Consider the following 25,826-nt stretch of genomic DNA (forward strand, 5'->3'; position numbering starts at 1 on the left):
CCTGCGGCCGGGCGGCCGGGCGGCCGGGCGGCGACGCACAGGGCCCGTCGCCCGGCCACGCGGCAGTCGTCGCCCGGCACCTCGCCGGGACCCGCCGGTCGTGGGCGCGGCCGCTCGAAGTCCGCACCCGGGATCCGGGTGCGGAAGGAGGGGCCCCTAGGGCAGGTCGGCGGGGGTCACCCGGTCGACCACCGTGTGCTGGCTCGGCACGGCGGGCGGTGTGGGCCGGCCCAGCGCCCGCAGGGTCCAGCCGGCGGACCGCCACAGCGACGCGTCGAGGGCGTTGCGCGCGTCGAGGATCCTGCGCGCCGGTGCCACGGCGGCGAGCGCGGCCGGGTCGATGCGGCGGTACGCGCTCCACTCGGTCAGATGCAGCACGAGATCGGCGCCCAGGCACGCCTTCTCCACGTCCGGGGCGTAGTCGAGCTGCGGCAGGACGGCCCGGGCGTTGTCCATCCCCTTCGGGTCGTGCAGCCGTACCTCCGCACCCTCGCGGTGGATCGCCGCCGCGACGGCCAGGGCGGGCGAGTCGCGCACGTCGTCGCTGTCGGGCTTGAACGTGGCCCCGAGGACGGCGATGCGGCGGCCGGCGAACGTTCCGCCCGCCATCTCCCGGGCGATGCCGATGGTGCGCCGCCGCTGCCGCGTGTTGACCTCGTCGATCTCGCGGAGGAACGACACGGCACCGCCGACGCCGAGTTCGTCGGCACGGGCCGTGAACGCCCTGATGTCCTTGGGCAGGCACCCCCCGCCGAAACCCAGGCCCGCGGACAGGAAGCGGCGGCCGATACGGCTGTCGTACCCGAGCGCGTCGGCCAGGGTGGTCACATCGGCGCCCGTGGCGTCGCAGACTTCCGCCATCGCGTTGATGAACGAGATCTTCGTGGCGAGGAACGCGTTGGCCGCGACCTTCACCAGCTCGGCGGTCGCCGGGTCCGTGACGAGACAGGGCACGCCCGCTTCCAGCAGTGGCGCGTACACCTCGCGCAGGGTCCGGTCGGCCCGCGGCGACAGCACCCCGGCCACCAGCCGCTCGGGGCGCAGCGTGTCCTCGACGGCGAAGCCCTCCCGGAGGAACTCCGGGTTCCAGGCGACCTCGACATCCGCGCCCTCGGCCGCGAGGTCCTGGACGCGCGCGGTCAGCCGGGCCGTCGTCCCCGCGGGAACCGTGGACTTGCCCACGATCAGGCAGCGCCCGCGCAGCCGGGGCACCAGGGCGTCGACGACGGCGTCGACCGCCCGCAGGTCGCAGGCGTGCGAGTCCGGGCGCTGCGGGGTGGGCACACAGACGAAGTGCACCTCGCCGAACCCGGCCGCCTCCTGGAGCGAGGTGGAAAAGCGCAGCCTCCCCGAGCCGAGGGCTCTGCCCAGCACGTCCTGCAGCCCCGGTTCGTAGAAGGGCACACGGCCGTCTGCCAGCGCCGCGATCTTCTCGGCGTCGATGTCCACGCCGAGCACCTCGTGGCCGAGGTCCGCCATGCACGCGGCGTGCACGGCACCGAGGTATCCCGTTCCGATGACGGTCAGTCGCATGTCGGTCAGCCCGTTCTGGATCAGTCCGGATAGCCGGACGGATTGAGTTCCTGGAACCGCCATGCGTCCTCGCACATCGCGGTGAGGTCCCGGGTCGTGGTCCACTCCCAGGCCCGGGACACCGCGCCGGGGTCGGCGACGAGGGCCGGCACGTCGCCGGGGCGGCGGCCGGTGATCTCGTACGGGACCGGCGTGCCGCAGGCCTGCTGGAAGGCGGCGACGAGTTCGAGGACCGAGGTGCCCCGCCCGGTGCCGAGATTGAAGACGCGCATGCCGGGCTCGTCGTCGAGGTGCTCGAGCGCGACGCGGTGGCCCTCGGCGACGTCCATCACATGGACGTAGTCGCGCACGCCCGTGCCGTCGGCGGTCGGGTAGTCGTCACCGAAGACACGCAGCTTCGGCAGCTTCCCGGCGGCGACCCGCGCGAGGTACGGCATCACGTTGTCGGGCACGGCCGCCCGGGGCACCTCGCCGAGCAGCCCGCTCGGGTGGGCGCCGACCGGGTTGAAGTAGCGCAGCGCCAGCACGGAGAACCCGGGCAGCCGGCGGCACACGTCGGCGAGCACCTGTTCGCACAGCCACTTGGAGGCGGCGTACGGATTGGTGGGGCTCGCGGGGTCCTTCTCGGTCAGCGGCACCTTGGTCGCGTTGCCGTAGATCGAGCAGGACGAGGAGAACACCAGGCGGTGCACCCCGTGGTCGCGCATGGCGCGCAGCAGAGCCGTGGTGCCGCCGACGTTGGTGTCGTAGTACTCGACGGGCAGCTCCACGGACTCCCCGACGGCCTTCCTCGCCGCGAAGTGGATGACGGCGTCGACGGCGTGCCGCTCGAACACCCGGGACAGCGCCCGCCGGTCGAGCAGGTCGACCTCGTGGACGGCGGCCGGCTCACGGCCGGTGATCTTCGTGACGCGTTCCAGCGCGCCGGGCGAGCTGTTGGAGTAGTCGTCGACGACCACGACGTCGTAGCCGTGGCCGAGGAGTTCGACGCAGGTGTGGCTGCCGATGAAGCCGGCTCCGCCGGTCACCAGCACGGTGGTGCGGCCTGGCATGGTCACCTCTCGGGCGTCAGAGCGCGGGGTCCGTGACGGTCAGCAGGGGCCGTTCGCCGTGCGGCGCGGGGACATGGCCGTCGGCGGCATCGCCGTACGGCCGGCTCCGGAACCACTCCACGGTCCGGCGCACGCCCTCCGTGACCGGCACCTCCGGGTACCAGCCGAGGTGTTCCCGGGCGCGCGAGATCTCCGGGCGGCGGCGGGTCGGGTCGTCCGTGGGGAGCGGGTGGTACTCGACGGGCGCGGACGAACCCGTGATGCCGAGGACGAGCTCGGCGAGGTCGGACACGGTCCACTCCTCCGGGTTGCCGAGATTGACCGGCCCGGTCTCGGACGAGTCCAGCATCGCGATCAGGCCGCGGACCAGGTCGTCCACGTAGCAGAAGCTGCGGGTCTGCTTGCCGTCGCCGTACACGGTCAGGGGTTCGCCGGCGAGCGCCTGGGCGATGAAACTGGACACCACCCGGCCGTCGTGGCGGCGCATGCGCGGGCCGTAGGTGTTGAAGATGCGGACGATGCCCACGTCGACGCCCAGGGTGCGGTGATAGGCCAGGCTCACGGCCTCCGCGTACCGCTTGGCCTCGTCGTAGACGCTGCGCGGCCCGACCGGGTTGACGTTCCCCCAGTACGTTTCGTCCTGCGGGTGGACCAGCGGATCGCCGTAGACCTCGCTGGTCGAGGCGAGCAGGAACCGGGCGTCGTGCGCACGGGCGAGTTCCAGGGCGTTCTCGGTGCCCCGGCTTCCCACGGCGAGGGTCTGCAGGGGGAGCCGCAGATAGTCCGGCGGTGACGCGGGACTGGCGAGATGGGCGACGGCGTCGACCGGGCCGGACACCTCCGCGCCGACGCTCACATCGGCGTGCAGCACCTCGAAGGCGGGATGTCTGCGCAGGTGGGCGATGTTCTCCGGCCGGCCCGTGCTGAAGTTGTCCAGGCACACCACGGCGTCACCACGCCGCAGCAGTGCCTCGCACAGGTGAGAGCCCAGAAAACCGCCCCCACCGGTCACGGCAACGCGCATGAAATTCTCCAGGAATGCACGAAGGGGTGAAGAAGCTCTCGGAGAAGTTCTCGGAGAAGTTCTCCAAAACAGCGGAAAGGATATGAGCACATGCCGTGTCATTCCCGCCTGCGCAACCCGAGCCGTGCACTGTCTGGCGGAACCCGGGGAAGGCCGCGGGAATCCGCTAATATGGCGAAAGCGTCTTCGGGCGCTGCTCGTCCAAGGGCTGTGCAGCCGGGTGGACGGCCTTTTTCCGTACGGTGGCCGACCACTCTTACGTGTGAACGGAACGCCTCGCGCGTCGTGCGGATCACGCCGGTCGCACCGTGAGAAGGTCCTGGCCATGACGCAGCTGACCTCCGTCACCGTCAAAGGTGTGCGCTGGACCTATCTCGCCGGCGCGGCCGGAATTGTCGTCCAGATTCCCTATGCCGCCGCCATGGCCCGGCTGCTCACCCCCCGGGATTTCGGGCTGATGGCGCTGGCCCACCTGGTCCTTCGGTTCGCGCACAACTTCGCCCAGGGCGGCCTGCGTTCCGCGGTGGTGCAGCGTCCCTCGCTCACCGCCCGCGACGTACGGGTCGTCCTCGCGCTCGCCCTCACCGTCGGCAGCGGCTCCTACACGGCCGTCTGGTGCATCGCGCCCTACGGCACCGCACTGGTCGGCGGCCCCGCGGAGTTGACCGGCATGATCCGGGTGACCGCGCTGATGCTGCTGTTCATGGCCCTGGGCGCCCCGGCCGTCGGACTGCTCGGCCGCGGCATGCGCTACCGGGCCGTCGCCGTCGCCGACTTCTCCTCCTTCGTCGTCGGCTACTGCGCCGTCGGACTCACCTGCGCGCTCCTCGGCGCCGGGGTGTGGAGCCTCGTCTACGGCACCCTCGGCTGGTACCTGCTCCAAGCCCTGATCCCCTATCTCCTGGTCAGGCATTCACTGCGGCCCCTGTTCGACGTACCGGCCATGCGCGACTTCATGCGGTTCGGCGGCAAGGTCTCGGTGAACGGCTTCCTGGAGTACCTGACGGAGGACTTCGGCAAGCTCGCCATCGGCCGCTACGTCGGTGTCACCGCCGCCGGGTTCTACGACCGCGCGGCCCTGCTGGCGTCGCTCCCGCTCCAGCAGATCCAGCAGGCGGCGAGCAAGGTGCTGCTCCCCGCCTTCAGCCGGATCCAGCACGAGACCGGCCGGCTCGGCGCCTCCTACGCCGACTGCACCGCCCTGACCACGCTGATCCTCTTCCCGCTGTGGGCGGTGATCGCCGGGAGCGGCGAGCAGTTGGTGGTCCTGCTGCTCGGCGGCCAGTGGCGCGGCAGCGCGTCCCTGGTCCCGCTCCTCGGCCTGGTCAGCGCGCTCGGTCTGGTGGCGCAGTTCTCCGGCACGCTGGTGGAGGCCATGGGCGCGGTGGGACGCAAGGCGGCCATCCACCTGGTGCAGCTCGGCGTGCTCGCAGCCGGGACCCTCGCCGTCCTGTTCCTCGGTTGCACGGTGCACCGGCTGATGCTGGTGGTGCTGGCCGGCCAGCTCGTCAAGCAGGCCCTGTTCCTCACCTGGCTGGCCCGCCTCTTCCCCGCCACGCGGCGGCCGGTCGCGCAGGCATACGCGCAGGCCGCCGCCCTCACCGCCGCCGTCTGGCTCGCCCTGTGGTCCGTCCAGCAGGCGCTGGCGGGCAGCTGCCCCCTGGCGCTGGTCCTGGCGGCCAAGGTGACGACGGCGGCCGCGCTGCTGCTCGGCTGCGCGCGGTACGGGACCGGCCTGCACGGCGTGCGGGTGGCCCGGGAACGCGGCCTGCTGCCGGGCGCGCTCGCCCGCCGGGACCTCGGCGAGGCCTGCTGACCCGCTCAGTAGGCGCCGTTGCCCTCGACGACGGCCCGCAGCGTCCGGCGCAGGATGCCGAAGTCGACGGCCGGCGACCAGTTGTCGACGTAGCGCAGGTCCAGGGCGATCGTCTCGTCCCAGGACAGGTCGGAGCGCCCGCTGATCTGCCAGAGGCCGGTGAGCCCCGGCTTCACGCGCAGCCGCCGCAGCTCCACCTCGTTGTACCGGGCCACCTCGTCGGGCAGCGGCGGCCTGGGCCCCACCAGGGACATGTGTCCCTGCAGCACGTTGAACAGCTGGGGCAGCTCGTCCAGGGAGAAGCGGCGCAGCACCCGGCCCACCCGGGTGACCCGGGGGTCGCGGCGCATCTTGAACATCAGGCCGTCGTGCTCGTTCGTCCGGGCCAGCTCGTGCCGCAGCCGCTCGGCGTCGGCGACCATGGTGCGGAACTTCGCCAGGCTGAACGGGCGGCCGCCCTGCCCGATGCGGATCTGGCGGTGCAGGACCGCTCCCGGCGAGTCCAGCCGTACCGCGGCCGCCACCACGGCGAACACCGGGGCCAGCAGCACCAGCAGCAGGGCGGCACCCACCCGGTCCGTCACCTCCTTCAGCAGCCGGGCCGCACCCCGCCGGACCGGCGGCGCCACCCGGAGCATGGTCAGACCGGCCACGGACGACACCTTGATCCGGCGCTGTGCCACCTCGGTCAGGCCGGGCACGACGACCAGCGGCCGGCCGTCCTCGTGCACCGCCCAGGACAGCCGGCGCAGACGCTCACCCGCCATGCTCGGCCCGGACACCACGAAGACCAGGTCGACGTCGAGCCCCCGGGCCGCCGCCAGCACCGGCGCGGCGTCCCCGGACAGGTGCGCCGGCGACCGCCGGTCCAGCCGCGCCGCGACCGGGGCCACGGAGCCGGGATCCTCGTCGCCGATCGGACAGACCCCGACCACGACGAACTCGTGGTCGGTGCGGCGCGCGAGCTGACGCATCACACCGTCGAGCGCGACGGCCTCGCCGATCACCAGGGCCCGGCTGACGGCCCGCCCGCCCCGTCGCCGGGACGCGAGATGACGGCTCGTCAGGCCGTGGCAGGCCGCGGTGCTCGGCAGACAGGCGACCAGACCGGCCAGCGCGAGATGCAGGGGCGAATGCTCGCCGGTCGCGGCGCGCACCGCGGTGAGCAGTCCGACCAGGACCAGCCAGTCCCGCAGCAGGAAGGCGGCGTTGCTGCTCTCCCCCAGGTTGCGCCACGCGTACCGGGCGCGTGCGCCGCGCACGAGCATCCAGGCCGCCGCCACCGCCAGGGCGTACCAGCGGGCGTGCGCGTCGCCGGCCAGCCGGAGGGCCGCGTACACCGGCAGCGCCGAGCCCACCGCGTCGACGGCCACCGCGGCCGGCAGATACCAGGCGGGCTTGCTGTGGCGTCTTCGCCTGCTGCGGGGTGGCTCCGGCTCGGACCGCGGCTGCACACGCCCCGCCATCGGCACAGAGGGCAGATCTCCCCGAACAGTCACGGTCACCCTTTCCTACCGGCTCCAACGGCTCCCACGGGTCCGGGCACCTGCCCATGGACGAACCCGCCGACGACGGCCGCAGGGGCCGGACGCGTGCGCGCTGCGGCGGGCGGCGGACGCCATCGAGTGTGTCGGAGGTGTTGACGGTGGCACGGCCGGCGACGCTCATCGGCGCCAACTCTCACCCATGAGCAGCATCCGGCGCCCCCCGCCGGGCGGTGCCCGCTGCACGGACCGCGCTGCGCCGGACGGGTGGGATCGGGGCACCGCCCCGTGCAAAGCGCCGGTAAGGGACACCGGGTTGCGCGAGTTTGTCCCTTGCCCGAAATGATCAGTGAGCGAAGGCGTCCTGTCATGAAGATCGCGGTGGTCCACAGCTTCTACTCCTCCGCACAGCCCAGCGGGGAGAACGGGGCCGTGCGCGACCAGGTGCGCGCGCTGCGGGCGGCGGGCCACGAGGTGGAGCTGTTCGCCGCCCACACCGACGAACTGGCCCGGGACCCCTTCTATCCGCTCCGGGCCGCGGCCCGCGTGGCGTCCGGCCGGGGCCACAGCCCGCTCGCCGCCCTGCGCGGGTACGCCCCCGACGTGGTGCACGTCCACAACCTGTTCCCCAACTTCGGGCGCTCCTGGGTACGGCACTGGAACGGCCCGCTCGTGGCGACCCTGCACAACTACCGGCCCCTGTGCGCGGCGGCGACGCTGTACCGCGCCGGAGCGGTGTGCACGCGGTGCCCGGACGGGGAACCCTGGTCGGCCCTGCGGTTCGGCTGCTACCGCGACTCCCGGGCCGCGACCCTCCCGCTGGCCTGGGCCGGGCGGCACGGTCCGGCGCGGGACCCGCTGCTGACCCGCGCGGACCGGCTGGTCGTCCTGTCCCGGCTGAGCGAGCGGACGTACCGGAGCGCCGGGGTGGCCGCCGAACGCCTGGTGCTCGTGCCGAACTTCGTCGACGCACCGGACGGCGGTCAGGTGCCGCCCGACGACACCGGCCGCTGGCTCGTCGCCGCGCGCCTGACGGCCGAGAAGGGCGTGCTGGAACTGCTGCGCCAGTGGCCGGACGGCGAGCCGCTGGACATCGTCGGCGACGGCGAACTCCGCGTCGCCTGCGAGGCGGCCGCACCCTCCTCGGTCCGCTTCCTCGGCCACCTCGACCGGACCGAGTTGCGCCGGCGCATGCCGGGTTGGCGCGGCCTGGTCTTCCCCAGCCGCTGGTACGAGGGCGCGCCCTGCGTGGAGGTCGAGGCGCTCGCGGCCGGGTTGCCGATCCTGGCGTTCACGGGCTCGTCGGTGGCCGAGTCGGTGCGGGAGCGCGGCACCGGCCTGGTCACGGACTGGGACCGGCCGCTCGGCCCCGTCCTGGCGGAGGCCGCCGCCCGCTTCCCGGCCCTGCGCGCCCACTGCCGGCAGGTGTACGCCGACCACTTCACGGAGCACGCCTGGACCAGCCGCGTCACCACGGCGTACCAGGAAGCGGCCCTCGCGGCCGGACACCGCACCCCGGCGCCCGCACCGGCGTAGGGCGAACGGTGAACAGGCGGCGGCGAAGGGCGGATGAAGCGTGAGCACAGGAGTACGCATGGCGGGCGCGCCGACCCAGGTGACCGACCGAACGGCCCCGATCCACCGGGCGGCCGGCCCCGGGGAACCCGACCGAACCCGCGAAGCCGATCCCGGCCGCCCCGACGCCCCCCGGGAAGCAGACCCGAACCCCCATACCGACCACCGGCCTTCCAGCGCCTGCCGGGTAGCCGAATCGAACCCCGAAACCGACCACCGGCAATCCAGCGACCCCCGGGAAGCAGGCCCGAACCCCCATACCGACCACCAGCAATCCGGCGACCCCCGGGAAGCAGACCCGAACCCCGAAACCGACCACTGGCCTTCCGGCGACCCCCGGGAAGCAAGCCCGAACCCCGATACCGACCACCGGCCTTCCGGCGGGACGCGGGTAGCCGGCTCGAGCTGCGAAAGCCCTCGCGAGCGCCCCGGCGGGATCCCGGCAGTCGGCCCGAGCGCTGAAGCCGCTCGCGAGCGTTCCGGCGGTCCCCGGCTGGTCGCCGGGATGGTGGCGGTCGCCGTTCTGCTCACCGGTGGCCGCTGGATCTCCCATGTGCACGTGGGGCCGCTGTTCATCACCGACGCGCTGCTGGCGCTCGCCTTCCTGCACGCCTTCTGCTCGCGCTTCCTCTCCGGCGAGCCACGGGACCGCGTGCACGGGCCGGGCATCCTGATCGGGCTGCTCCTGCTGGTGACGGGTCTCAGGCTGCTCGACGTGCAGGGCGACGCGCTGACGGCCGCCCGGGACGCGGCACCCTTCGCCTACGCGGCGATCGCCTACCTCTCCGGCGGCTCCTGGCAACGCGCCGACGCACGCTGCCGGGAGCGAACGGTCCGGTGGATCCACGGCGGGCTGCTGCTGCACCTGGCCTGGATGGTGCCGGCGACACTCGTCCCGGACGTCGTCGCGACGCTGCCCGAAGTGGGCAACACACGGATCTTCGAGATCAGGACCGACTTCGACGTGGCCGTGCTCGGGGTCCTGGCCGGCATGTCCGTGCTGCGGATCAGGCGGGGCCGAATCTGGCTGCACGCGCCGGCCGCGGCCGCCGCGCTCGGCACGGCGCTGGCCCAGGTCAACCGGGCCGGCCTGCTCTCCTGTTGCGCCTGTCTGCTGGTCGCCGTGCTGCTCCGGGCCGGCAGGCACGGCCGGCTCACCCTCCGCGCGGTCCTGCTGGGAGCGACGGCGGTCCTCGCCGTGGGCGTCATGCTTCCGTTGTCCCCGGCCGGCCAGCGACTGCTCGCGACCAACGGGCACGCCACCGCGTCCTCGGAGCTCGTGGAGAGCGCTCAGGGCACCAAACGCGCCCGCCTGATCGCGTGGGAGCGGGTCGTGACGTACACCCTCGACGACCCGGTCCGCTCGGCCGTCGGCGTCGGGTTCGGGCCCGACTTCCTGCGGCTGTCCGACGGCGACCTGCCCATCGGCCGGGGCATGGGAGTGCGCTCCCCGCACAACTACCTGATCACCTCGTTCGCCCGGCTGGGCTTCGTCGGTCTCGCCAGTGTCACCGCCCTGCTCGCCGGTCTCGCGGCCACCGTCGTCCGGACCGTGCGCCGGGGCTCCCCCGACGATCTGACCTCGCTGTGCGTGCTGCTGGTGATCTCCCTGCTCGTCGTCGCCCTGCTGGGCGTGATCCTGGAGTCCCCGTTCGGCGCCGCCCCCTTCTTCTGGGCGGCCGGAATCCTGCTCACGGGCGCACGGTCACGGAGGGCTCTCCTCCGCCGGAAAACGAAACCCCACTCACCCCGGGAGGCGATGGCATGAGTGTCGCAGTGGTGACCGGCTCGGCCGGTCTGATCGGCTCGGAAACGGTCCGGCACTTCGCGGGCCTCGGACTCGACGTCGTCGGCATCGACAACGACATGCGCGCACGGTTCTTCGGCACGGAGGCGTCCACCGCGTGGAACGCGGACCGTCTGGCCGCGGACCTCGGCCGTTCCTACAGGCACCACGCCGTGGACATCCGCGACCGGGACGGGCTGGCCTCCGTCTTCCGCCGGTACGGCCGCGACATCGCCCTCGTCGTCCACACCGCGGCACAGCCCTCCCACGACTGGGCGGCCCGCGACCCCTACACCGACTTCGACATCAACGCCGGCGGCACGCTCAACGTCCTGCAGAACGTCCGCGAGCACTGCGCCGACGCCCCGCTGATCCACTGCTCCACCAACAAGGTGTACGGCGACCGCCCCAACTCCCTTCCCCTGGTGGAGCAGGAGACCCGCTGGGAGATCGCCCCCGGGCACCGCTACGCGGCCGGCATCACCGAGGACATGTCCATCGACACCTGCCTGCACTCCGTCTTCGGCGCCTCGAAGGTGGCCGCGGACGTCATGGTCCAGGAGTACGGCCGCTACTTCGGGCTCAAGACGGCCTGCTTCCGCGGGGGCACCCTCACCGGCCCCGGCCACTCGGCCACCGAACTGCACGGCTTCCTCGGCTATGTGATGCGCTGCGCCATGGAGCGGCGCACCTACCGGCTCATCGGCTACAAGGGCAAGCAGGTGCGGGACGCCATCCACAGCCATGACGTGGTCGCCGCCTTCGAGGCGTTCTTCCGCGCCCCGCGCAGCGCCGAGGTGTACAACCTGGGCGGCGGCCGGCACTCCCACGCCTCCAACCTCGAGGCGATCGCCCTGGCCGAGAAGATCTCCGGCAACGAGATGCTCGTCGAGCACGTCGACACCCCCCGGACCGGCGACCACATCTGGTGGATCAGCTCCAACGCCCGTTTCCGGCAGCACTACCCCGAGTGGCAGCCGACCTACGACGTGCCCCTGATCCTGCAGGAGATCCACGACGCCAACGCGGACCGGTGGGTCCCCGTCCGGTGAAGCGGAACGTACTCGGCGTCCTCGTCGACGTCACCCGGTATCCCGAGGCCGTGGACACCGTGCTCACCGCGGCCCGGCGACGCCGTCCGCTCGCGGTGACCGCGCTGGCCGTCCACGGGGTGATGACGGGCGTGCTGGACCGGGAGCACGGTGCGCGTCTCAACTCCTTCGACCTGGTGACCCCGGACGGCCAGCCGGTGCGCTGGGCGCTGAACCTGCTGCACCGCGCGGGCCTCACGGAGCCGGTGTGCGGTCCCGACCTCACCTTCCAGGTCCTCGGTGCGGCGGCCGAGGAGGGGCTGCCGGTGTACCTGTACGGCTCCACCGAGGAGACGCTGGACCTGCTCGTGCTGCGGCTGCAGAACCGGCTCCCGGCGCTGAAGATCGCCGGCCGGGAGGCGTCCAGGTTCCGTACCGCGCACCCCGGTGAGGACGCGGAGATCGCCGGCCGCATCGCCGCGTCCGGAGCACGGATCGTCCTGGTGGGGCTCGGCTGCCCGCGCCAGGAAGTCTTCGTCCACGCCATGCGCCCGCTGCTGCCGATGCCGCTGCTCGCGGTCGGGGCCGCCTTCGACTTCCACGCCGGGACCCTGCGCAGACCGTCGCCGTGGGTGCGCAGGCACGGCCTGGAGTGGCTGTGGCGGCTGGCCATGGAACCCGGCCGGCTGTGGCGCCGGTACCTGCTCCTCAACCCCTACTACCTGCTGCTCCTCGCGGCCCAGTGGACCCGGCTGAAACCGGCCGCCCCGGCGCCCCCCACGACGGACCGGCAGGCCGCGTTCCCGGTGTGATGCGCCGGGCCCAGGCACGAAGGGCTCCCCCCATGCGTCCCCTCCTCACCCGCGCCGCCCGGCCGACGGCCGTCCGCGCGCTCGCCGCGCTGCTCGGTGGTGCCACACTCCTCGCCGCGCCGGCCGCACCGGGCGAAGTCCGGCCGGCCGAGGCACGCGCCGAACGCCTCCTCGCCGACGGGCTCGCCGCCACCCCGCCGATGGGTTTCAACAACTGGAACTCGACCTACTGCGGTGCGGCGTTCAACGAGGCGATGGTGAAGGAGATCGCGGACATCATCGTCGCGAAAGGGCTGAGCACCGCCGGCTACCAGTACGTCAACCTCGACGACTGCTGGGCCCTGCCCGACCGGGACGCGAACGGCAGGCTGGTGCCCGACCCCGCCCGCTTCCCGCACGGCATCAAGGCCGTCGCCGACTACGTCCACGCCAAGGGCCTCAAGCTCGGCATCTACACCAGCGCGGGCACCAGGACGTGCAACAACGAGACCGGCTTCCCCGGTGCGCTGGGCCACGAGTACGGCGACGCCCGGCAGTTCGCCGAGTGGGGCGTCGACTACCTCAAGTACGACAACTGCAACAACCAGGGCCACGACGCCAGGCAGCGGTACACGACGATGCGCGACGCCCTGCAGGCCACCGGCCGGCCCATCGTCTACAGCATCTGCGAGTGGGGCGGCAGCAAGCCCTGGGAATGGGCGGCCGGCGTCGGCCACCTGTGGCGCACCACCGGCGACATCGCCGACACCTGGGCGTCCGTGCTGACGGTCATGAAACAGAACCTGCCCCTCGCCCCCTACGCCGGCCCCGGGCACTGGAACGACCCCGACATGCTCGAGGTCGGCAACGGCGGGATGACGGACACCGAGTACCGCACGCACTTCTCGATGTGGGCCGTGATGGCGGCACCCCTGCTCATCGGCACCGACCTGCGCAGGGCGACGGACGCGACCTTCGCCGTCCTCGGCAACACGGAGGTGATCGCGGTCGACCAGGACCCGCTGGGCCGGCAGGGCGAGGTCGTCTCCAGCGAGGGCGGGCGCTGGGTCGTCACCAAGCCGATGCGGGACGGCAGCCGTACGGTGGCGCTCTTCAACGAGTCCGACCAGGAGCAGCGGATCACCACGACGGCGCCGGCCGTCGGCCTGCCGGACACCGGCGGCTACACCGTCCGCGACCTGTGGCTCCACCGCGGCTCCCGCACCACGGGGACCATCACCGCGACGGTCCCCGCACACGCCACCACCCTGCTCCGGGTGACGGCCGACGCCGGCTGACCCCTGCCCGGCCGGACCGACCGACCGGCAGCCAGGCCCTAGGCGTTCCTCGGCCCCGCGTGCTGCACCACCTCGAAGGACCACAGGGTCGAGTCGGTGGCCGCGGGCCGGGGCCGCTCCCCGCCCTCGCCGCTCCCGCGGTGCGCGGACTTCATCGGCCCCTCCATCCAGGCCTGGAAGGACTCCTCGTCCCGCCAGCGGGTGTAGACGAGGTACTGGTCGGTGCCCTCGACCGGCCGCAGCAGCTCGAACCACTCGAAGCCGTCCGAGCCCTCCACGGCGTGCGCCCGCGAGGCGAACCGCTTCTCCAGCGTCTCCCGCTGCTCGGCGGGGACGGTCAGCACGTTGATCTTGACTACGCTCATGCCCCCATCCTGCCCCGACCGCGCGGGCGCCGCCCGTAAACGCCCCGGGTGACCCCGTCCGCAGAACGCCTGCGGGGTCCTTCGGCAGAACGCCTGCGGGGTCCGTCCGCACAACGCCTGGGTGGCCCGTCTCCGCACCCGCCGCTCACCCACCTCCTCGAACACGTGCATCATTGCCACGCCGCTGCAGGGACAGGACGACGGGGGGAACGGTGCGCGCGCGAAGAGCCGGGATCGGTACGGTGACGGGCCTGTGTGCCGCCCTGCTCCTCGCGGCCTGCGGGCCCGGCGACGACGGCGGCGCCGCCGGACCGGCGCGGAGCCGGATCGCCGACGCCCCCGCCCGACTGCCCGTACCGCACGGCAGGGGCAGCAAGGTGCGGGACGACTTCAACGGCGACGGCCACCGCGACCTCGTCCTCAACGACCTGGTGAAGCAGGACCGGCACGCCGACGACGCCGGTATCGGAATCGTCTACGGCGGCCCCCGCGGGCTGACTCCGGGAGCCCGGCAGCTGCTCAGCCCGCGCCGGCAGGCGGCGCCCACCAAGGGGCGGTTTCCGGCCGCCTTCGACGCGGAGGAGAGCTGCGACCTCGACGGGGACGGCTTCACCGACCTCCTCGTCTCCACCGACCCGCCGTACGACGGGCAGGGCCGGCCCCCGGTGCCACTGCAGATCCTGTTCGGCTCCCCCGCCGGGCCGACCGGGCGCGCCGTCAAGCTCGCCGTCCCGGCCCGGGCCCGCTTCGGCAACGACTGGCCGGACCAGCCGGTGTGCGGTGACTTCGACGGGGACGGCAGCGAGGACCTGGTGCTGCACGCGTCCGGCGGGAAACTCTCCTACCTGCGCGGCCCGTTCAGCCGGAAAGGCGCCCCGCGCGCGGCCGGCGCCCCGCTGCCCTCCCCCGGGGAGGTGCCCGTCGGCCCCGCCGCCGACGTGAACCGCGACGGCTACGACGACCTCGTGGTCCGCGCCACCGAGGGCACCGGCAGGGCCGCGGTCGTGCTCGGCGGCCCGGCCGGCCCCACCCGCACCGGCACGCTCCTGCCCTCCGGCGTCGACGTGGCCCTCGGCCGCTTCGGCCGGGGCGGTGCGCTGGACGCCGCCGTCGGCGGCACGGCCGGGACCTCCCTGCGCTACGACCTGCCCGCCCCGGCCGGCCCCGCCGTCCTCGCCGCCCCGGGCTCACTGCTGGACGCCGCCGACTTCGACGGCGACGGGCTCGACGAGCTGGTCTCCAGCGGCTCCCGGCTGCGCCTGTTCCGCGCGGGTAGCGCCGGCCTGTCGGCCACGAAGGGCGCCGTCACCGTCGTACCGAGGGCGACCGGCACCACGCGCGTACTGGCCGCCGCCGACTTCGACGGGGACGGGTGTGCGGACCTGGTGGTGCGGACGTACCGGGGCGGGACGCGGGACACGGTCGCCGTCCACCCCGGGACGCGACGGGGGCTGGTGCGGGCCACGCCCTCCGTGACGTTCTCCACCTCCGCGTTCCTCGACGGACAGCCCGGATCGTAGGTGTCACCCCGCCACGCCACAGCAGCCTCGGAGAATTACCGAACTCACGTACAACCCTTACGCACCGACGCGGGTCTCATGAACGCCGACCGCTCCGTGAACCACGGGTCGACCCAGGGTGAACACCGTGGGGCAACCCGGGCGAACCCGGACGGTCCGCAGCCCATCGACTGCGGATGCCCGCCAGGCATCCCCCGCATGCCGCAGGAGAACCCGCATGCACAAGCACCGCCGACTCGCCCTCGCGACGGCCACCGCGGCCGCGCTGACGGGCGGTCTGCTCACGTTCGCCGCCTCGCCCGCCACGGCCGCCGACTCCGTCAAGGTCGCGAAGGCCGACTTCAACGGCGACGGCATCGGCGACGTCGCCACCGAGGCGGCCTCCGCCTACGTCAGCGGCCACGCAGGAGCCGGCCAGGTCGTCGTGCTGTACGGCACGAGCACCGGCGTCACCTCCGCGAAGCGCAGCGTCATCAGCCAGGACACCTCCGGCGTCCCCGGGACCGCCGAGGCAAATGACAACTTCGGCGCCGAGCTGGCGTACGCCGACTTCAACGGCGACGGCTTCGACGACCTCGCCGTCGGCGCCCCCGGCGAGAAGGTCGGCACCGACACCGACGGCGGCACCGTCGCCATCCTCTGGGGCTCCACGAACGGCATCACCGGCAAGGGCATCACCGTGTCCGACCCGGCGGCGAGTTCCCACGACTTCTGGGGCAAGGACCTGGCCGCCGGCGACTTCGACGGCGACGGCAAGGCCGACCTGGTCGTCGGCAGCTCCAAGAGCACCCTGTACCTCTACAAGGGCGGCTTCACCACCTCCGGCGCCTACGGCAGCCGCACCACCGTCACGCCCCCCATCCAGTCGGGCACCAACGACAACCCCTTCGGCCCGTTGAGCCTGACCGCGGGTGACGTCAACGGCGACGGCCGCACCGACCTGGTGGTCGACGGCTTCGAGACGCAGACGCCGGACGGCTGGAACACCAACTACTGGCTGCCCGGCAGCGCCGCAGGCCTCAGCGGCGCCACCGCCAAGGCCCTCAAGCCCGGCATCATCACCGCCATCGGCGACATCAACCACGACGGCTTCGGCGACATCGTCTCCGGCGCCGGCTGGGACTCCACCCTCGACGACGGCACCCCCGTCCCGGACTCCTCCACCGGCGGCCGGGTCAACATCACCTACGGCTCCGCCGAGGGCCCCGCCGGCACCACCGCCATCAGCCAGAACACCGGCAGCGTCCCCGGCACCTCCGAGAAGGGCGACGGCTTCGGCTGGGACCTCGACCTCGGCGACATCAACGGCGACGGCTTCCAGGACCTGGTCGTCTCCACCCCGGACGAGGACATCGACGGCGTCACCAACACCGGCATGGTCACCGTGCTCTACGGCTCCGCCGACGGCGTGAACACCAGCTCCGGCGCGCAGTCCTTCGCCCAGAGCACCGCCGGCGTGCCCGGCAGCGACGAGAAGAACGACCTGTTCGGCGCCGACGTCAAGCTCGACGACGTCACCGGCGACGGCAAGGCCGACCTGGTGATCGGCTCGTACGAGAACAGCGGCAACGGCGGCATCACCTACCTGCCGTCCAACGGTACGAAGATCACCACGAGCGGCGCGCGTTCCTTCGGGCCGTCCGCCGTGGGCGTCTCGACCACCGGCGCCCCGCAGTTCGGCGCCGTCTTCGCGGACTGATCCGCCGTACCCCACAGCCGGCCGGGCCCGCCGTCACGGCGGGCCCGGCCGCGCTCGCGGTCCACGCACCGCGCTCTCCGCAGGAACCCCCGGCCCACGCACCGCGCGCCGCGCCGGACCCCCGGCCCACGACCACCCGGAGGACCCTCCCGATGCCCCACCCGCGCAAGGCCACCCCTGCCGCCCTCGCCGCCGCCCTGCTGACCGCCGGCCTGACCCCGCTGGTGCTGGCCGGCCCGGCCTCCGCCGCGGTCGCCAAGCAGTACGACGACTTCAACGGCGACGGCTACCGCGACCTGGCGTACACCAACTACTCGTCGGGCGTCTCCGGCCCCGGCGGCTGGAACGGCGGCGCCGTCACCGTCGTCTACGGCACCTCGGGCGGCCTGGACACCGCGCACCCGCGGGTGATCCACCAGGACAGCCCCGGCATCCCCGGCACCGGCGAGGACGACGACCTCTTCGGCGACTCCCTCAGCAGCGCCGACCTCGACAAGGACGGATACGCCGACCTCGTCGTCGGCAACCAGACCGAGACCGCGGGCAGCGCCTCGTACCGCGGGTCGGTCACCATCGTGTGGGGCTCGCGCTCCGGCCTGTCCGGCGGCACCAACCTCACCCCGAAGAGCGGCGCGAACGGCTCGCAGGCCCACTTCGGCGCCGACCTCGCCACCGGCGACTTCACCGGGGACGGCTCGCCCGACCTCGCGGTGATCGGCGGCTCGGAGACCTGGCTCTACCGGGGACCGTTCACCAGGTCCGGGCACACCGGGAGTGTCAGCAAGATCGACAAGGTGGGCGAGGGCTGGTACTCCACCGGGCTCGCCGCCGGCAAGGTCAACGGCGACGGCAGGACCGACCTCGTGGTGCTCGGTGAACAGTTCACCGAGCAGGAGGACCACCCCGCCCTGCGCGCCTGGTTCCTCAAGGGCAGTTCCTCCGGCCTGACGTCGGGCGCCACCAAGACCCTGGACTCCGCCTGGCGCGGCGGCCTCGGCGCCAACGCCGTCATCGCCGACTTCGACAAGAACGGCTACGGCGACATCGCCATCGCCCAGCCCGACAAGGACCACGGCAAGGGCGCGGTGACCGTCTGGCACGGCACCTCCGCCGGCCCCAGCGGCTCGAACACGCTCAGCCAGGCCACGTCGGGCGTCTCCGGCACCCCGGAGGCCGACGACAACTTCGGCTACGACGTCTCGGCCGCCGACACCAACGGCGACGGCTACGCGGACCTCGCGGTCGGCGTGCCCTTCGAGGACGTCGACGGCAAGGAGGACCAGGGCGGCGTCCAGCTCTTCCGGGGCGGCTCCGGCGGCCTGAAGGGCACCCGCTCGGCCTGGATCCCGCAGACCGCCGTCGCCCCGGCCGACTCGTTCGCCGAGTTCGGCGGCTCCGTCCGGCTGCGCGACCTCACCGGCGACGGCAGGGCCGACCTGTCCGTCGGCACCAACGGCACCGCCTGGCTGCTGCGCGGCACGAGCGGGACGCCGTCGGGCACGGGGAGGACGGAACTGCCGGAGTACGGGGGCAACTTCCTCGACTGAGGCGGCACGGGGCCGGGACCGGACATGAACCCGGACGCGAACCCGGAGGTGAACCCGGACGGTGGCCCTGACGGCGACCCCGCCACGACCCGGACACCGTCTCTGATGACCCCTTAGGGGATGTCACAGGTCGGCCGCAAAGCCGGGCCCGGACGCCCGGGTCCGGCACGCGGCCCTCCGGGACCAGGTACGTTCGATGACGTGGCTGGATTCAGGATCGGACGCGGGGGCCGGGACAACCGCACCCCCCAGGGACAGCAGGCGCCGCAGGGACCGTCGTACGGCCGGCAGGGGCCGCCGCCGTACGGCCAGGGGCAGGGGCCGTCGTACGGCAGGCCCGCGGGGCCGTCGTACGGCCACCCGCAGGCGCCGCAGCGCCCGTACCCCCAGCAGGGGCCGTCGTACGGCCACCCGGGGCCGGGCGACGACGGACCGGAGTACTTCGGCGACGGCGGCCAGAGCGGCGCCTACGACCCGTACGCGGCCAACAACCCGGGCCACACCCAGGCCTTCTCGGTCGACGAGGCCGACGGCTACACCCAGGGCGCGACCTACCACGCCGGCTCGGCCGCCCCGGCCGGCCCGATCGGCCCGCCGCTGCACTGGAAGGAGCTGCTCAAGGGCATCGTCCTCGCCCCGAACCAGACCTTCCTGCGCATGCGCGACTACACGATGTGGGTCCCGGCGCTCGTCGTCACCTTCCTCTACGGCCTGCTCGCCGTCTTCGGCTTCGACGGCGCTCGCGCGGACGCGATCAACGCGACGCTCTCCGACGCCGTGCCGATCGTCCTGGTCACGGCCGTCGTGATGGTGCTCGGCCTCTTCATCCTGGGCGTGGTCACCCACACCCTGGCCCGCCAGCTCGGCGGTGACGGCGCCTGGCAGCCCACGGTCGGCCTCTCCATGCTGATCGCGGCCCTCTCGGACGCGCCCCGCCTGGTCTTCGCGATGTTCTTCGGCGGCAACGCCGGCTTCGTCCAGCTCCTCGGCTGGGCCACCTGGATCGGCGCGGGCGCCCTGCTGACCCTCATGGTCTCCCGCTCCCACGACCTCCCCTGGCCCAAGGCCCTGGGCGCGTCGGCGATCCAGCTGATCGCCCTGCTGTCGATCGTCAAGCTGGGCACGTTCTGACCCGCCCGCCCGGACAAAGGGGTCCCGGCACGGCCGGGGCCCCTTTTCCGTACCCTCCCTGCCTCGGGCGCCGAGCACCTGCCCCGCCCGTGGCAACGCGGGATCACCCGCCGTCGACGTCGAGTGCCGTTCCGTACAGCCGGTCCACCCTCAACCGGACGACCACTCGGCGCTCGGCGACCAACTGCTGAAGGAACGCGTCCTCATCCTCCGGCCTCGCAGCCTGCGGGATCATCGCGAGCAGTTCCCGGCCCACCGCATCGCCAGGCACCGTCGTGATCTCCGAGACCTCGGCCTCGCCCTCGGCTACGGCGAACGACCACACGTCGTCGCCCTGCACATGCAGGGAGGCGCGCGGCTCACGTCGCAGGTGCCCGACCTTGACACGGTCGGCGGTCGTGGAGAACCGCACGATGCGGGCCTCGGAGTCCCAGCTGTACAGCATGGTGGTCAGATGCGGATGGCCACTGCGCTTGACGGTGGCGAGCGTGCCGAACCGCTGCTTGCCGAGCAGGTCGGAGAGGGCTTCGTCGGACAGGGGGCGCGGCGCGGGTCCTTGAGTCATGACATGGTCAACATCCACGGCCGCCCCACCATTTCGTGGGGCGGGTCGCGCATCCGACCGCTGCACCGCAGGCCCGTTCCCGGGCCGGCCCGCCCGCGCGGTTCAGCCCGGCCGGCGGGGCGGGATCAGAGCGCTTCCCGGTTCTCCTTGGGCGCCTGCCCCGACCTGTGCACCGGGGGCAGGACACTCCACGGGAAGTTGATCCAGTCGTCGGTGCGTTTCCAGACGTAGTCGCACTTCACGAGGGAGTGGGACTTCTCGTAGATCACGGCGGAGCGCACCTCGGCGACGGTGTCGAGGCAGAAGTCGCGGACCAGCTTGAGGGTCTTGCCGGTGTCCGCGACGTCGTCGGTGATCAGCACCTTCTTGTCGGAGAAGTCGATGACGTCGGGCACCGGGGCGAGCATGACGGGCATCTCGAGGGTGGTGCCGACGCCGGTGTAGAACTCGACGTTGACCAGGTGGATGTTCTTGCAGTCGAGCGCGTAGGCGAGCCCACCGGCGACGAAAACGCCCCCGCGGGCGATGCTGAGCACGATGTCGGGCTCGTACCCGTCGTCGGCGATGGCCTGGGCCAGCTCGCGCACGGCGGCACCGAACCGCTCGTAGGTCAGGTTCTCCCGTACGGCCGTGTCCGTCATGGAGCGCCCGCCCTCACACCTGGGTCCGATGGAAGTTCAGGTAGGACCGCGAGGCGGTCGGCCCGCGCTGGCCCTGGTAGCGGGAGCCGTAGCGCTCACTGCCGTACGGGAACTCCGCGGGCGAGGTCAGCCGGAACATGCACAGCTGCCCGATCTTCATGCCGGGCCAGAGCTTGATCGGCAGGGTGGCGAGGTTGGAGAGCTCCAGCGTGACGTGGCCGCTGAACCCGGGGTCGATGAACCCGGCGGTGGAGTGCGTGACCAGCCCCAGCCGCCCGAGCGAGCTCTTGCCCTCGAGCCGCGAGGCGAGATCGTCGGGGAGCGTGATCACCTCGTACGTCGAGGCGAGCACGAACTCTCCGGGGTGCAGGATGAACGGCTCGTCCCCCTCCGGCTCGACCAGCCGCGTCAGGTCGGCCTGCTCGATCGAGGGGTCGATGTGCGGGTACCGGTGGTTCTCGAACACCCGGAAGAAACGGTCCAGCCGCACGTCGATGCTCGACGGCTGCACCATGGATTCGTCATACGGATCGATCCGTACCCGCCCGGCATCGATCTCGGCCCGGATGTCCTTGTCTGAGAGAAGCACGTCCCGAGGATACGCAAGGCGCGCGGAGCCGTGACAACCGATGACGGCCCCGCGCGCCCGATGATCTCCAGCTCGGCCGGCTACCGCTTCTGCAGAGCGACCGGAACCACGCTGCGCAGCCGGGCACACCGTGGACACCTCACGAGCCGGCCGGGGCCGAGCCGCTCGGCCTGCTGCATCGGGAACGAAGTGGCGCTGAAGACGTGCCCGTCCGCACAGCGAACGACGGTGCGTTCCATCAAATCCCTCAAGTCCCTTCCCCAAGAGCCGCGTCGGGCTGACCGACCCGACGGCAAAAGCCACATTACGGGATCAAAGAGACGACTCTCCAGGCGGCACTCCGGCCCCACCGGGACCCTCTCCCACCCCACCACCGTAGCCCCCAACTCGGTTCCCCCGCAGCGGGATCCCATGCCCGAAACGCACGCGGACCCCACGGTCCGAGCACCGGGGGTCTGCGATGAGGTACAGTGAGCGAGCGTTCGGACACCGACTCCGCGCGGGTCGATATGTCCGTCTTACGCGGGTGTAGTTTAATGGTAGAACATCAGCTTCCCAAGCTGAGAGCGCGAGTTCGATTCTCGTCACCCGCTCCATGCGAAACCCCAGGTCAGCGGCCTGGGGTTTGTTTCATCAGGGAGCCGCTGCCGCGCCTTGCGCGTGCCTCCTGCACCCCCGGATTGGGCACGCAGAGGGGGACGAGCGCCTTACGAGGGCACCCCCGCGTCACGTCCGCAGCATGGCGCCGACCTGACCTTTCACATGGATGAGCTGGAGGCGAGCCCTCAGCTCACGTCCCTGGGCGATGGCGGACACCCGCCCTGCCCGTGCTTCGTCGTAGGCGGCGCACAAGTCCCTGGCAGAAGCCGACACTTGACTCCCTAGGAGCCTGTGTCAGAGCGGGAGGTCGTCGGGCAGCACCCGGAACGCCTTGTGGCGGCCCAACGGGCGCACGGCCCGGAAGTCTCGTCGGTCGAGGGTGAGAATCGCGTCCGTGTCGTAGTCGGCGGCAAGCGCCACGTTCACCGCGTCGGCGAGGTCGAGGTCCAGCGCGCGGTAGCGGACACGGACGGACTGGGCGGCGCCCAGGTGGTCCTCCGTGATCTCCGGCATGATGACACGACCCCGGCTCATCCAGCCCCGCAGGTCGTCTACCGCGCTGAGGGCGGCCTCCCTGCCGAGCTCGCGAGTCGCCACATGATCCAGTTCAGCCAGCAGGAGCGGGGACATGACCAGTAGGCCCGCCGCCATGATGGCCTCGTTCGCCGCCCGGTGTTCAGGATGAGCCGAGTCCAGGGCTGCCAGAAGGCCGGACGTATCGGCGATGACAATGATCACGCGGCGGATCCGGAATCCGAGCCGGTCTCCCGCCGGACGGCGTCGGCGACCGTGTCGCGGACCTCCGACTTGGACAGGGTGCGTCCCGCCCCCTCGAACGTGCGTGAGAACAGCGGCTCGTCCCAGACCCTGTTCGCCATGGCGGCAAGGTGGATGCCCTGGCGGATGATCTCGGCTTCGCTTATACCTCGGCGCTTGGCGGCCTCCTTGATGATGGCCAGGTCCTCAGGGTCGGCGTAGACATTGGTACGTTTCATGGACATGTACCAAGCGTAGTCCATGTACCGGAACGATGTATGCCGACTGCCGACCACTTTCCGGTGTCCCGTGGCCGAGGAGCGGCCGAGACGACCTCACAGGCCCTTCCGGTGCCAGACTGTTCCGTGTCGGTGTGCCTGGGATGAGTGTGCGGGTCTCCACTCGTGGCGTGCGCACCTCGATCGGGCCACGTGCGGCGAGGCTCAGCGTGGGCAGTGGCGGCGCCAGGGTGTCGAACGGGCTCGGCCCCTTCTACGCGTCGTCCCACCCACGCATCCACAACCGCACATGTCCTGCACGAGACACCTGGACGCGAACTCCTTCCAAGGTCCGTCGCCCGTCCCCCAGACCTAATCCTGCGGCGCCGTGCCCATAGCGTGCCGATAAGAACGAAAAACCACGGTCAACAGCGTTGCAATCCGACCAGCCCTCAGCCCGCCGTTCCCGAACAACGCGGAGACCCGCCCTCCGCTGCACCTCGTCGTGGATGGATGCGAATCTCTTGCGGAGGCGGGCGCTTGACCGCGAAGGAGCCTGCATCAGAGCGGTAGGTCGCCAGGGAGTACCCGAGCAGCCTTCTGCCCGCTTCGATGTGGGCATCATGGCGACTGCAGGGCCGCCTCCCCTGAGCCAGGCCCGTCCGTTGAGTCCTCAGCACGGTGCGTGGTCAGCTCCGTCCCTGCCGTAGATGGCGGGAAGCGGCGAGGCAGGAGGACAGCCATGTCGCCTCCTCGCGGTTAATGATCAGGTCGGCAGCGGTGATCATCCCGTCCATCGGGCCGTCGAGCCGGATGGAGTGGTCGCCGACGAGGAACATCTTCCAGTCCGCGTCGCTGTGCCAGAGCCGGGCCTTCTTCGCGCCCCGACGCTGGGCGAACACGAGTTCCTCTCCGTACTCGTTCATGAAGTATCCGACGTAGTCCTTGTCGGTGATCTCACCGCCGCACATGCGGGCCAGGAGCGGCTCGATCGCGGGTGGTGTGTCGGTCATGCGGCGGGCTCCTCGTCCGGGTCGGGGTCTGCGTCCTGCCGTGCCGATGACAGAGCCAGCATGCGGGAGGCTGAATCCAGCAGGGTCTCGTATGTGATCACTTCTATGCGCGCCTGGTGCGTGTTGTAGGTTCGCAGCGTCTCCGCGATCTCCTGGGAGGTGACGTCCCCAATCACGTACCGCGGGTGTCCGATCACGACCGTCGCCGACGCCCGGCGGGTGTCGACTCCGTGCTCGGCCAGGATGCTCGGGCGGTTCTCGTCCATGGCCCGGAGGTAGTTCTGCGCCTGGGAGACCGCGCGGTGCGCCGGGGCGCCCAACATGAGGTGGCCGGAGCGTCGTATGACCAGGTCCTTGATGTTGGCGCGCTTGAGCTCCACCACGTGCAGGGAGCCGTCGCCGCGCAGGAGCGGGATGTCGAGGATGGCGTCCGGCGTGTACTGCCGACGTGCCAGCTCGGCCGCGTAGGCCCCGCCGAAGATCCATTCCTGGTTCTTCAGACAGCTATGGAGGGCACTCTCGGAGCTGTCCGGGTCCTCCACCGCGGTGCGCAGGGCCGCCAGCCCGACCTGCCTGGCCCGCAGTTCGAGCAACTGGGCCAGCATGCCGGCGTCGACATCGGCCAGGACGTCGCTCATCATCCGGGCGGCCTCGGCCGAGGCGGGCCGGGGCAGGTTGCGGAGGACCATCTCCATGTGTCCGTATTCCTGGAGTCGCCTCGCCTCCTTGGTGGACAGCCGGATCCCGCCCTCGCCGTCCCCCAGGCCCAGGTAGTCGACGGACTGGGCTATGCCGCGAAAGAGGTCACGGGCGTCGGCGGCGCTTGCGCCGGGCTTGTCGCGGCACAGGACGTCCAGGGCGGCGACCGCCCTGTCCGCACCCAGTGCGGCCATCCTGCGCATGTGTTTCTCACTGCGCTGTCGGGCTTCGTCGTCGTAGTAGTTCTCAAGAATGTCGAGGAACAGTTCGCCTCCGGCATAGGCGGCGAATCGCTGAAAGCGCTGGGCGAATGCGAAGTCGCCCTGAAGGATGGCCTCTTGGGCCACATCCTCCAAGGCGTTCACCAGCGGCCTGCCCTTGCCGTACGTCCCACCGAGGCCGCCCATGATGTGCAGCACCGCGTCGACGCGCTCCCGGACGCGCGCATCCCCAGTCAGTTCCCGTGCCGACTGGACCAGTTGCCAGAGCGTGAAGCCGGATCGAAATGTCGTCACGCGGGCACACTAGGGCCGACCAGTGACAACCACGCGGCAGCAGTCTCTCTGCACGCGCGAAGGCGTTCCCCGTCTGGACGTCCAATATAGTCCGGCTCGACACCGTGCCCGTCCGAGAACGCACTCTGCCCGCCAGTCTTCGCGCCCCGTGCCCATAGCGTGCCTGTGAGAGCGGGCAATCACGGTCAACAGCGGCGCGATCCGACCCGCACGACCGCCCGAGCAAATGCCATCTGCGCAAGTCATAGCCATAGGGGCCAGTCGAGCGCCGTCGCTTCCCTAGCTGAGAGCGCGAGTTCGATTCTCGTCACCCGCTCCATGATGAAACCCCCAGGTCGGAGACCCGGGGGTTCCTTGTTGTCCAGACCGGTGGGCGGCTGGCACCGCAACCGCACCGTAGGCGTTCCGCTAGCTGCCGGTGGGCTTCTCCCTGGGGTGCGCACGGTCGTCGCTGTGGTGCTTCGCACGCTCGGCGCGGACCATGTCGTCAAGCCCGGCCGCCACGTCCCGTTGCCGCGCCTCGTCGGAGTGCTGATGGATCAGCGCCGCCTTCTCGGAGGACTGCCTGGACCGTCGCG

Annotated in this window: 21 protein-coding genes, 1 tRNA gene and 2 pseudogenes; 11 read left to right on the plus strand and 13 right to left on the minus strand. The window is 71.8% G+C overall.

Features of this window, described 5'->3' with window-relative positions:
* Window positions 1-156: 156 nt before the first annotated feature.
* The 3 genes from ACZ404_RS31470 to ACZ404_RS31480 are packed head-to-tail and all read right to left on the minus strand — an operon-like array spanning window position 157 to window position 3,609.
* Window positions 157-1,533 carry a UDP-glucose dehydrogenase family protein gene (locus ACZ404_RS31470; RefSeq protein ID WP_468445810.1) on the minus strand — a complete coding sequence of 459 codons (1,377 nt, stop codon included), beginning with the start codon at window positions 1,531-1,533 and terminating at the stop codon, window positions 157-159.
* A gap of 20 nt (window positions 1,534-1,553) precedes the next feature.
* Window positions 1,554-2,585 (minus strand): UDP-glucose 4-epimerase GalE, encoded by a 1,032-nt coding sequence (gene galE / locus ACZ404_RS31475; RefSeq protein WP_468445812.1) that lies wholly within the window; start codon window positions 2,583-2,585, stop codon window positions 1,554-1,556.
* A 16-nt stretch (window positions 2,586-2,601) separates the two neighbouring features.
* A complete protein-coding gene (locus tag ACZ404_RS31480; protein WP_468445814.1) occupies window positions 2,602-3,609 on the minus strand; it encodes a UDP-glucuronic acid decarboxylase family protein in 1,008 nt (335 codons plus the stop codon).
* Between the two features lie 325 nt (window positions 3,610-3,934).
* Between ACZ404_RS31480 and ACZ404_RS31485 the strand changes: the two genes are divergently transcribed.
* On the plus strand, window positions 3,935-5,425 hold the full coding sequence (locus ACZ404_RS31485) for an oligosaccharide flippase family protein (RefSeq protein WP_468445816.1): 1,491 nt from the start codon (window positions 3,935-3,937) through the stop codon (window positions 5,423-5,425).
* A 5-nt stretch (window positions 5,426-5,430) separates the two neighbouring features.
* Here the strand turns inward: ACZ404_RS31485 and ACZ404_RS31490 are convergent, their stop codons facing one another.
* Entirely contained in the window at window positions 5,431-6,891 is a 1,461-nt protein-coding gene (locus tag ACZ404_RS31490) for a sugar transferase (protein WP_468445817.1), read from the minus strand.
* Window positions 6,892-7,278: 387 nt separating this feature from the next.
* On the opposite strand from ACZ404_RS31490, the gene ACZ404_RS31495 reads away from it, so the two are divergent.
* The 5 genes and pseudogenes from ACZ404_RS31495 to ACZ404_RS31515 form a co-directional block, all read left to right on the plus strand.
* On the plus strand, window positions 7,279-8,445 hold the full coding sequence (locus ACZ404_RS31495; protein WP_468445819.1) for a glycosyltransferase family 4 protein: 1,167 nt from the start codon (window positions 7,279-7,281) through the stop codon (window positions 8,443-8,445).
* Window positions 8,446-8,989: 544 nt separating this feature from the next.
* A complete protein-coding gene (locus ACZ404_RS31500) occupies window positions 8,990-10,252 on the plus strand; it encodes an O-antigen ligase family protein (protein WP_468445821.1) in 1,263 nt (420 codons plus the stop codon).
* Entirely contained in the window at window positions 10,249-11,322 is a 1,074-nt protein-coding gene (locus tag ACZ404_RS31505) for an NAD-dependent epimerase/dehydratase family protein (RefSeq protein WP_468445823.1), read from the plus strand. Before ACZ404_RS31500 ends, ACZ404_RS31505 begins: the two co-directional genes overlap by 4 nt.
* The gene (locus ACZ404_RS31510; protein ID WP_468445825.1) at window positions 11,319-12,113 is read left to right on the plus strand and encodes a WecB/TagA/CpsF family glycosyltransferase; all 795 of its coding nucleotides are present in this window, start codon (window positions 11,319-11,321) and stop codon (window positions 12,111-12,113) included. The genes ACZ404_RS31505 and ACZ404_RS31510 overlap by 4 nt, the downstream gene beginning before the upstream one ends.
* A 32-nt stretch (window positions 12,114-12,145) precedes the next feature.
* Window positions 12,146-13,381: pseudogene (locus ACZ404_RS31515) on the plus strand (glycoside hydrolase family 27 protein); the annotation flags it as partial.
* Between the two features lie 47 nt (window positions 13,382-13,428).
* Here the strand turns inward: ACZ404_RS31515 and ACZ404_RS31520 are convergent.
* The gene (locus ACZ404_RS31520; RefSeq protein ID WP_468445827.1) at window positions 13,429-13,755 is read right to left on the minus strand and encodes an antibiotic biosynthesis monooxygenase family protein; all 327 of its coding nucleotides are present in this window, start codon (window positions 13,753-13,755) and stop codon (window positions 13,429-13,431) included.
* A 242-nt stretch (window positions 13,756-13,997) separates the two neighbouring features.
* Here ACZ404_RS31520 and ACZ404_RS31525 point away from each other — a divergent pair, with 242 nt between their 5' ends.
* The 4 genes from ACZ404_RS31525 to ACZ404_RS31540 all read left to right on the plus strand — a co-directional run bounded on the left by ACZ404_RS31525 (window position 13,998) and on the right by ACZ404_RS31540 (window position 19,652).
* Window positions 13,998-15,275, plus strand: coding sequence for an FG-GAP repeat domain-containing protein (locus ACZ404_RS31525; protein WP_468445829.1), 1,278 nt, complete (start codon window positions 13,998-14,000; stop codon window positions 15,273-15,275).
* Window positions 15,276-15,492: 217 nt separating this feature from the next.
* Window positions 15,493-16,974 carry an FG-GAP and VCBS repeat-containing protein gene (locus ACZ404_RS31530; RefSeq protein WP_468445831.1) on the plus strand — a complete coding sequence of 494 codons (1,482 nt, stop codon included), beginning with the start codon at window positions 15,493-15,495 and terminating at the stop codon, window positions 16,972-16,974.
* 152 nt (window positions 16,975-17,126) lie between these two features.
* Window positions 17,127-18,521 carry an FG-GAP and VCBS repeat-containing protein gene (locus ACZ404_RS31535; RefSeq protein WP_468445833.1) on the plus strand — a complete coding sequence of 465 codons (1,395 nt, stop codon included), beginning with the start codon at window positions 17,127-17,129 and terminating at the stop codon, window positions 18,519-18,521.
* A gap of 120 nt (window positions 18,522-18,641) precedes the next feature.
* Window positions 18,642-19,652 (plus strand): Yip1 family protein, encoded by a 1,011-nt coding sequence (locus ACZ404_RS31540; protein WP_468445835.1) that lies wholly within the window; start codon window positions 18,642-18,644, stop codon window positions 19,650-19,652.
* 103 nt (window positions 19,653-19,755) lie between these two features.
* On the opposite strand, the gene ACZ404_RS31545 is transcribed toward ACZ404_RS31540, so the two are convergent.
* From ACZ404_RS31545 to dcd, 3 genes are all read right to left on the minus strand, one after another.
* Window positions 19,756-20,217 carry a pyridoxamine 5'-phosphate oxidase family protein gene (locus ACZ404_RS31545; RefSeq protein ID WP_468445837.1) on the minus strand — a complete coding sequence of 154 codons (462 nt, stop codon included), beginning with the start codon at window positions 20,215-20,217 and terminating at the stop codon, window positions 19,756-19,758.
* A 125-nt stretch (window positions 20,218-20,342) separates the two neighbouring features.
* Window positions 20,343-20,858, minus strand: a complete 516-nt coding sequence (locus ACZ404_RS31550) for a phosphoribosyltransferase (RefSeq protein WP_468445839.1) — start codon at window positions 20,856-20,858, stop codon at window positions 20,343-20,345.
* A gap of 13 nt (window positions 20,859-20,871) precedes the next feature.
* Window positions 20,872-21,447 (minus strand): dCTP deaminase, encoded by a 576-nt coding sequence (gene dcd, locus ACZ404_RS31555; RefSeq protein WP_468445841.1) that lies wholly within the window; start codon window positions 21,445-21,447, stop codon window positions 20,872-20,874.
* A gap of 522 nt (window positions 21,448-21,969) precedes the next feature.
* Here dcd and ACZ404_RS31560 point away from each other — a divergent pair.
* Window positions 21,970-22,043, plus strand: a tRNA-Gly gene (locus tag ACZ404_RS31560).
* Between the two features lie 298 nt (window positions 22,044-22,341).
* Here the strand turns inward: ACZ404_RS31560 and ACZ404_RS31565 are convergent.
* The 5 genes and pseudogenes from ACZ404_RS31565 to ACZ404_RS31585 form a co-directional block, all read right to left on the minus strand.
* On the minus strand, window positions 22,342-22,785 hold the full coding sequence (locus ACZ404_RS31565; protein WP_468445843.1) for a PIN domain-containing protein: 444 nt from the start codon (window positions 22,783-22,785) through the stop codon (window positions 22,342-22,344).
* A complete protein-coding gene (locus ACZ404_RS31570) occupies window positions 22,782-23,048 on the minus strand; it encodes a ribbon-helix-helix domain-containing protein (RefSeq protein WP_468445845.1) in 267 nt (88 codons plus the stop codon). The genes ACZ404_RS31565 and ACZ404_RS31570 overlap by 4 nt, the downstream gene beginning before the upstream one ends.
* A gap of 662 nt (window positions 23,049-23,710) precedes the next feature.
* The gene (locus ACZ404_RS31575) at window positions 23,711-24,034 is read right to left on the minus strand and encodes a hypothetical protein (protein ID WP_468445846.1); all 324 of its coding nucleotides are present in this window, start codon (window positions 24,032-24,034) and stop codon (window positions 23,711-23,713) included.
* The gene (locus tag ACZ404_RS31580) at window positions 24,031-25,248 is read right to left on the minus strand and encodes a Shedu anti-phage system protein SduA domain-containing protein (protein ID WP_468445848.1); all 1,218 of its coding nucleotides are present in this window, start codon (window positions 25,246-25,248) and stop codon (window positions 24,031-24,033) included. Before ACZ404_RS31580 ends, ACZ404_RS31575 begins: the two co-directional genes overlap by 4 nt.
* A gap of 408 nt (window positions 25,249-25,656) precedes the next feature.
* Window positions 25,657-25,821, minus strand: a pseudogene (locus ACZ404_RS31585) (integrase); the annotation flags it as partial.
* Window positions 25,822-25,826: the final 5 nt, after the last annotated feature.

It is taken from the genome of Streptomyces sp. NPDC030798, assembly GCF_055572275.1.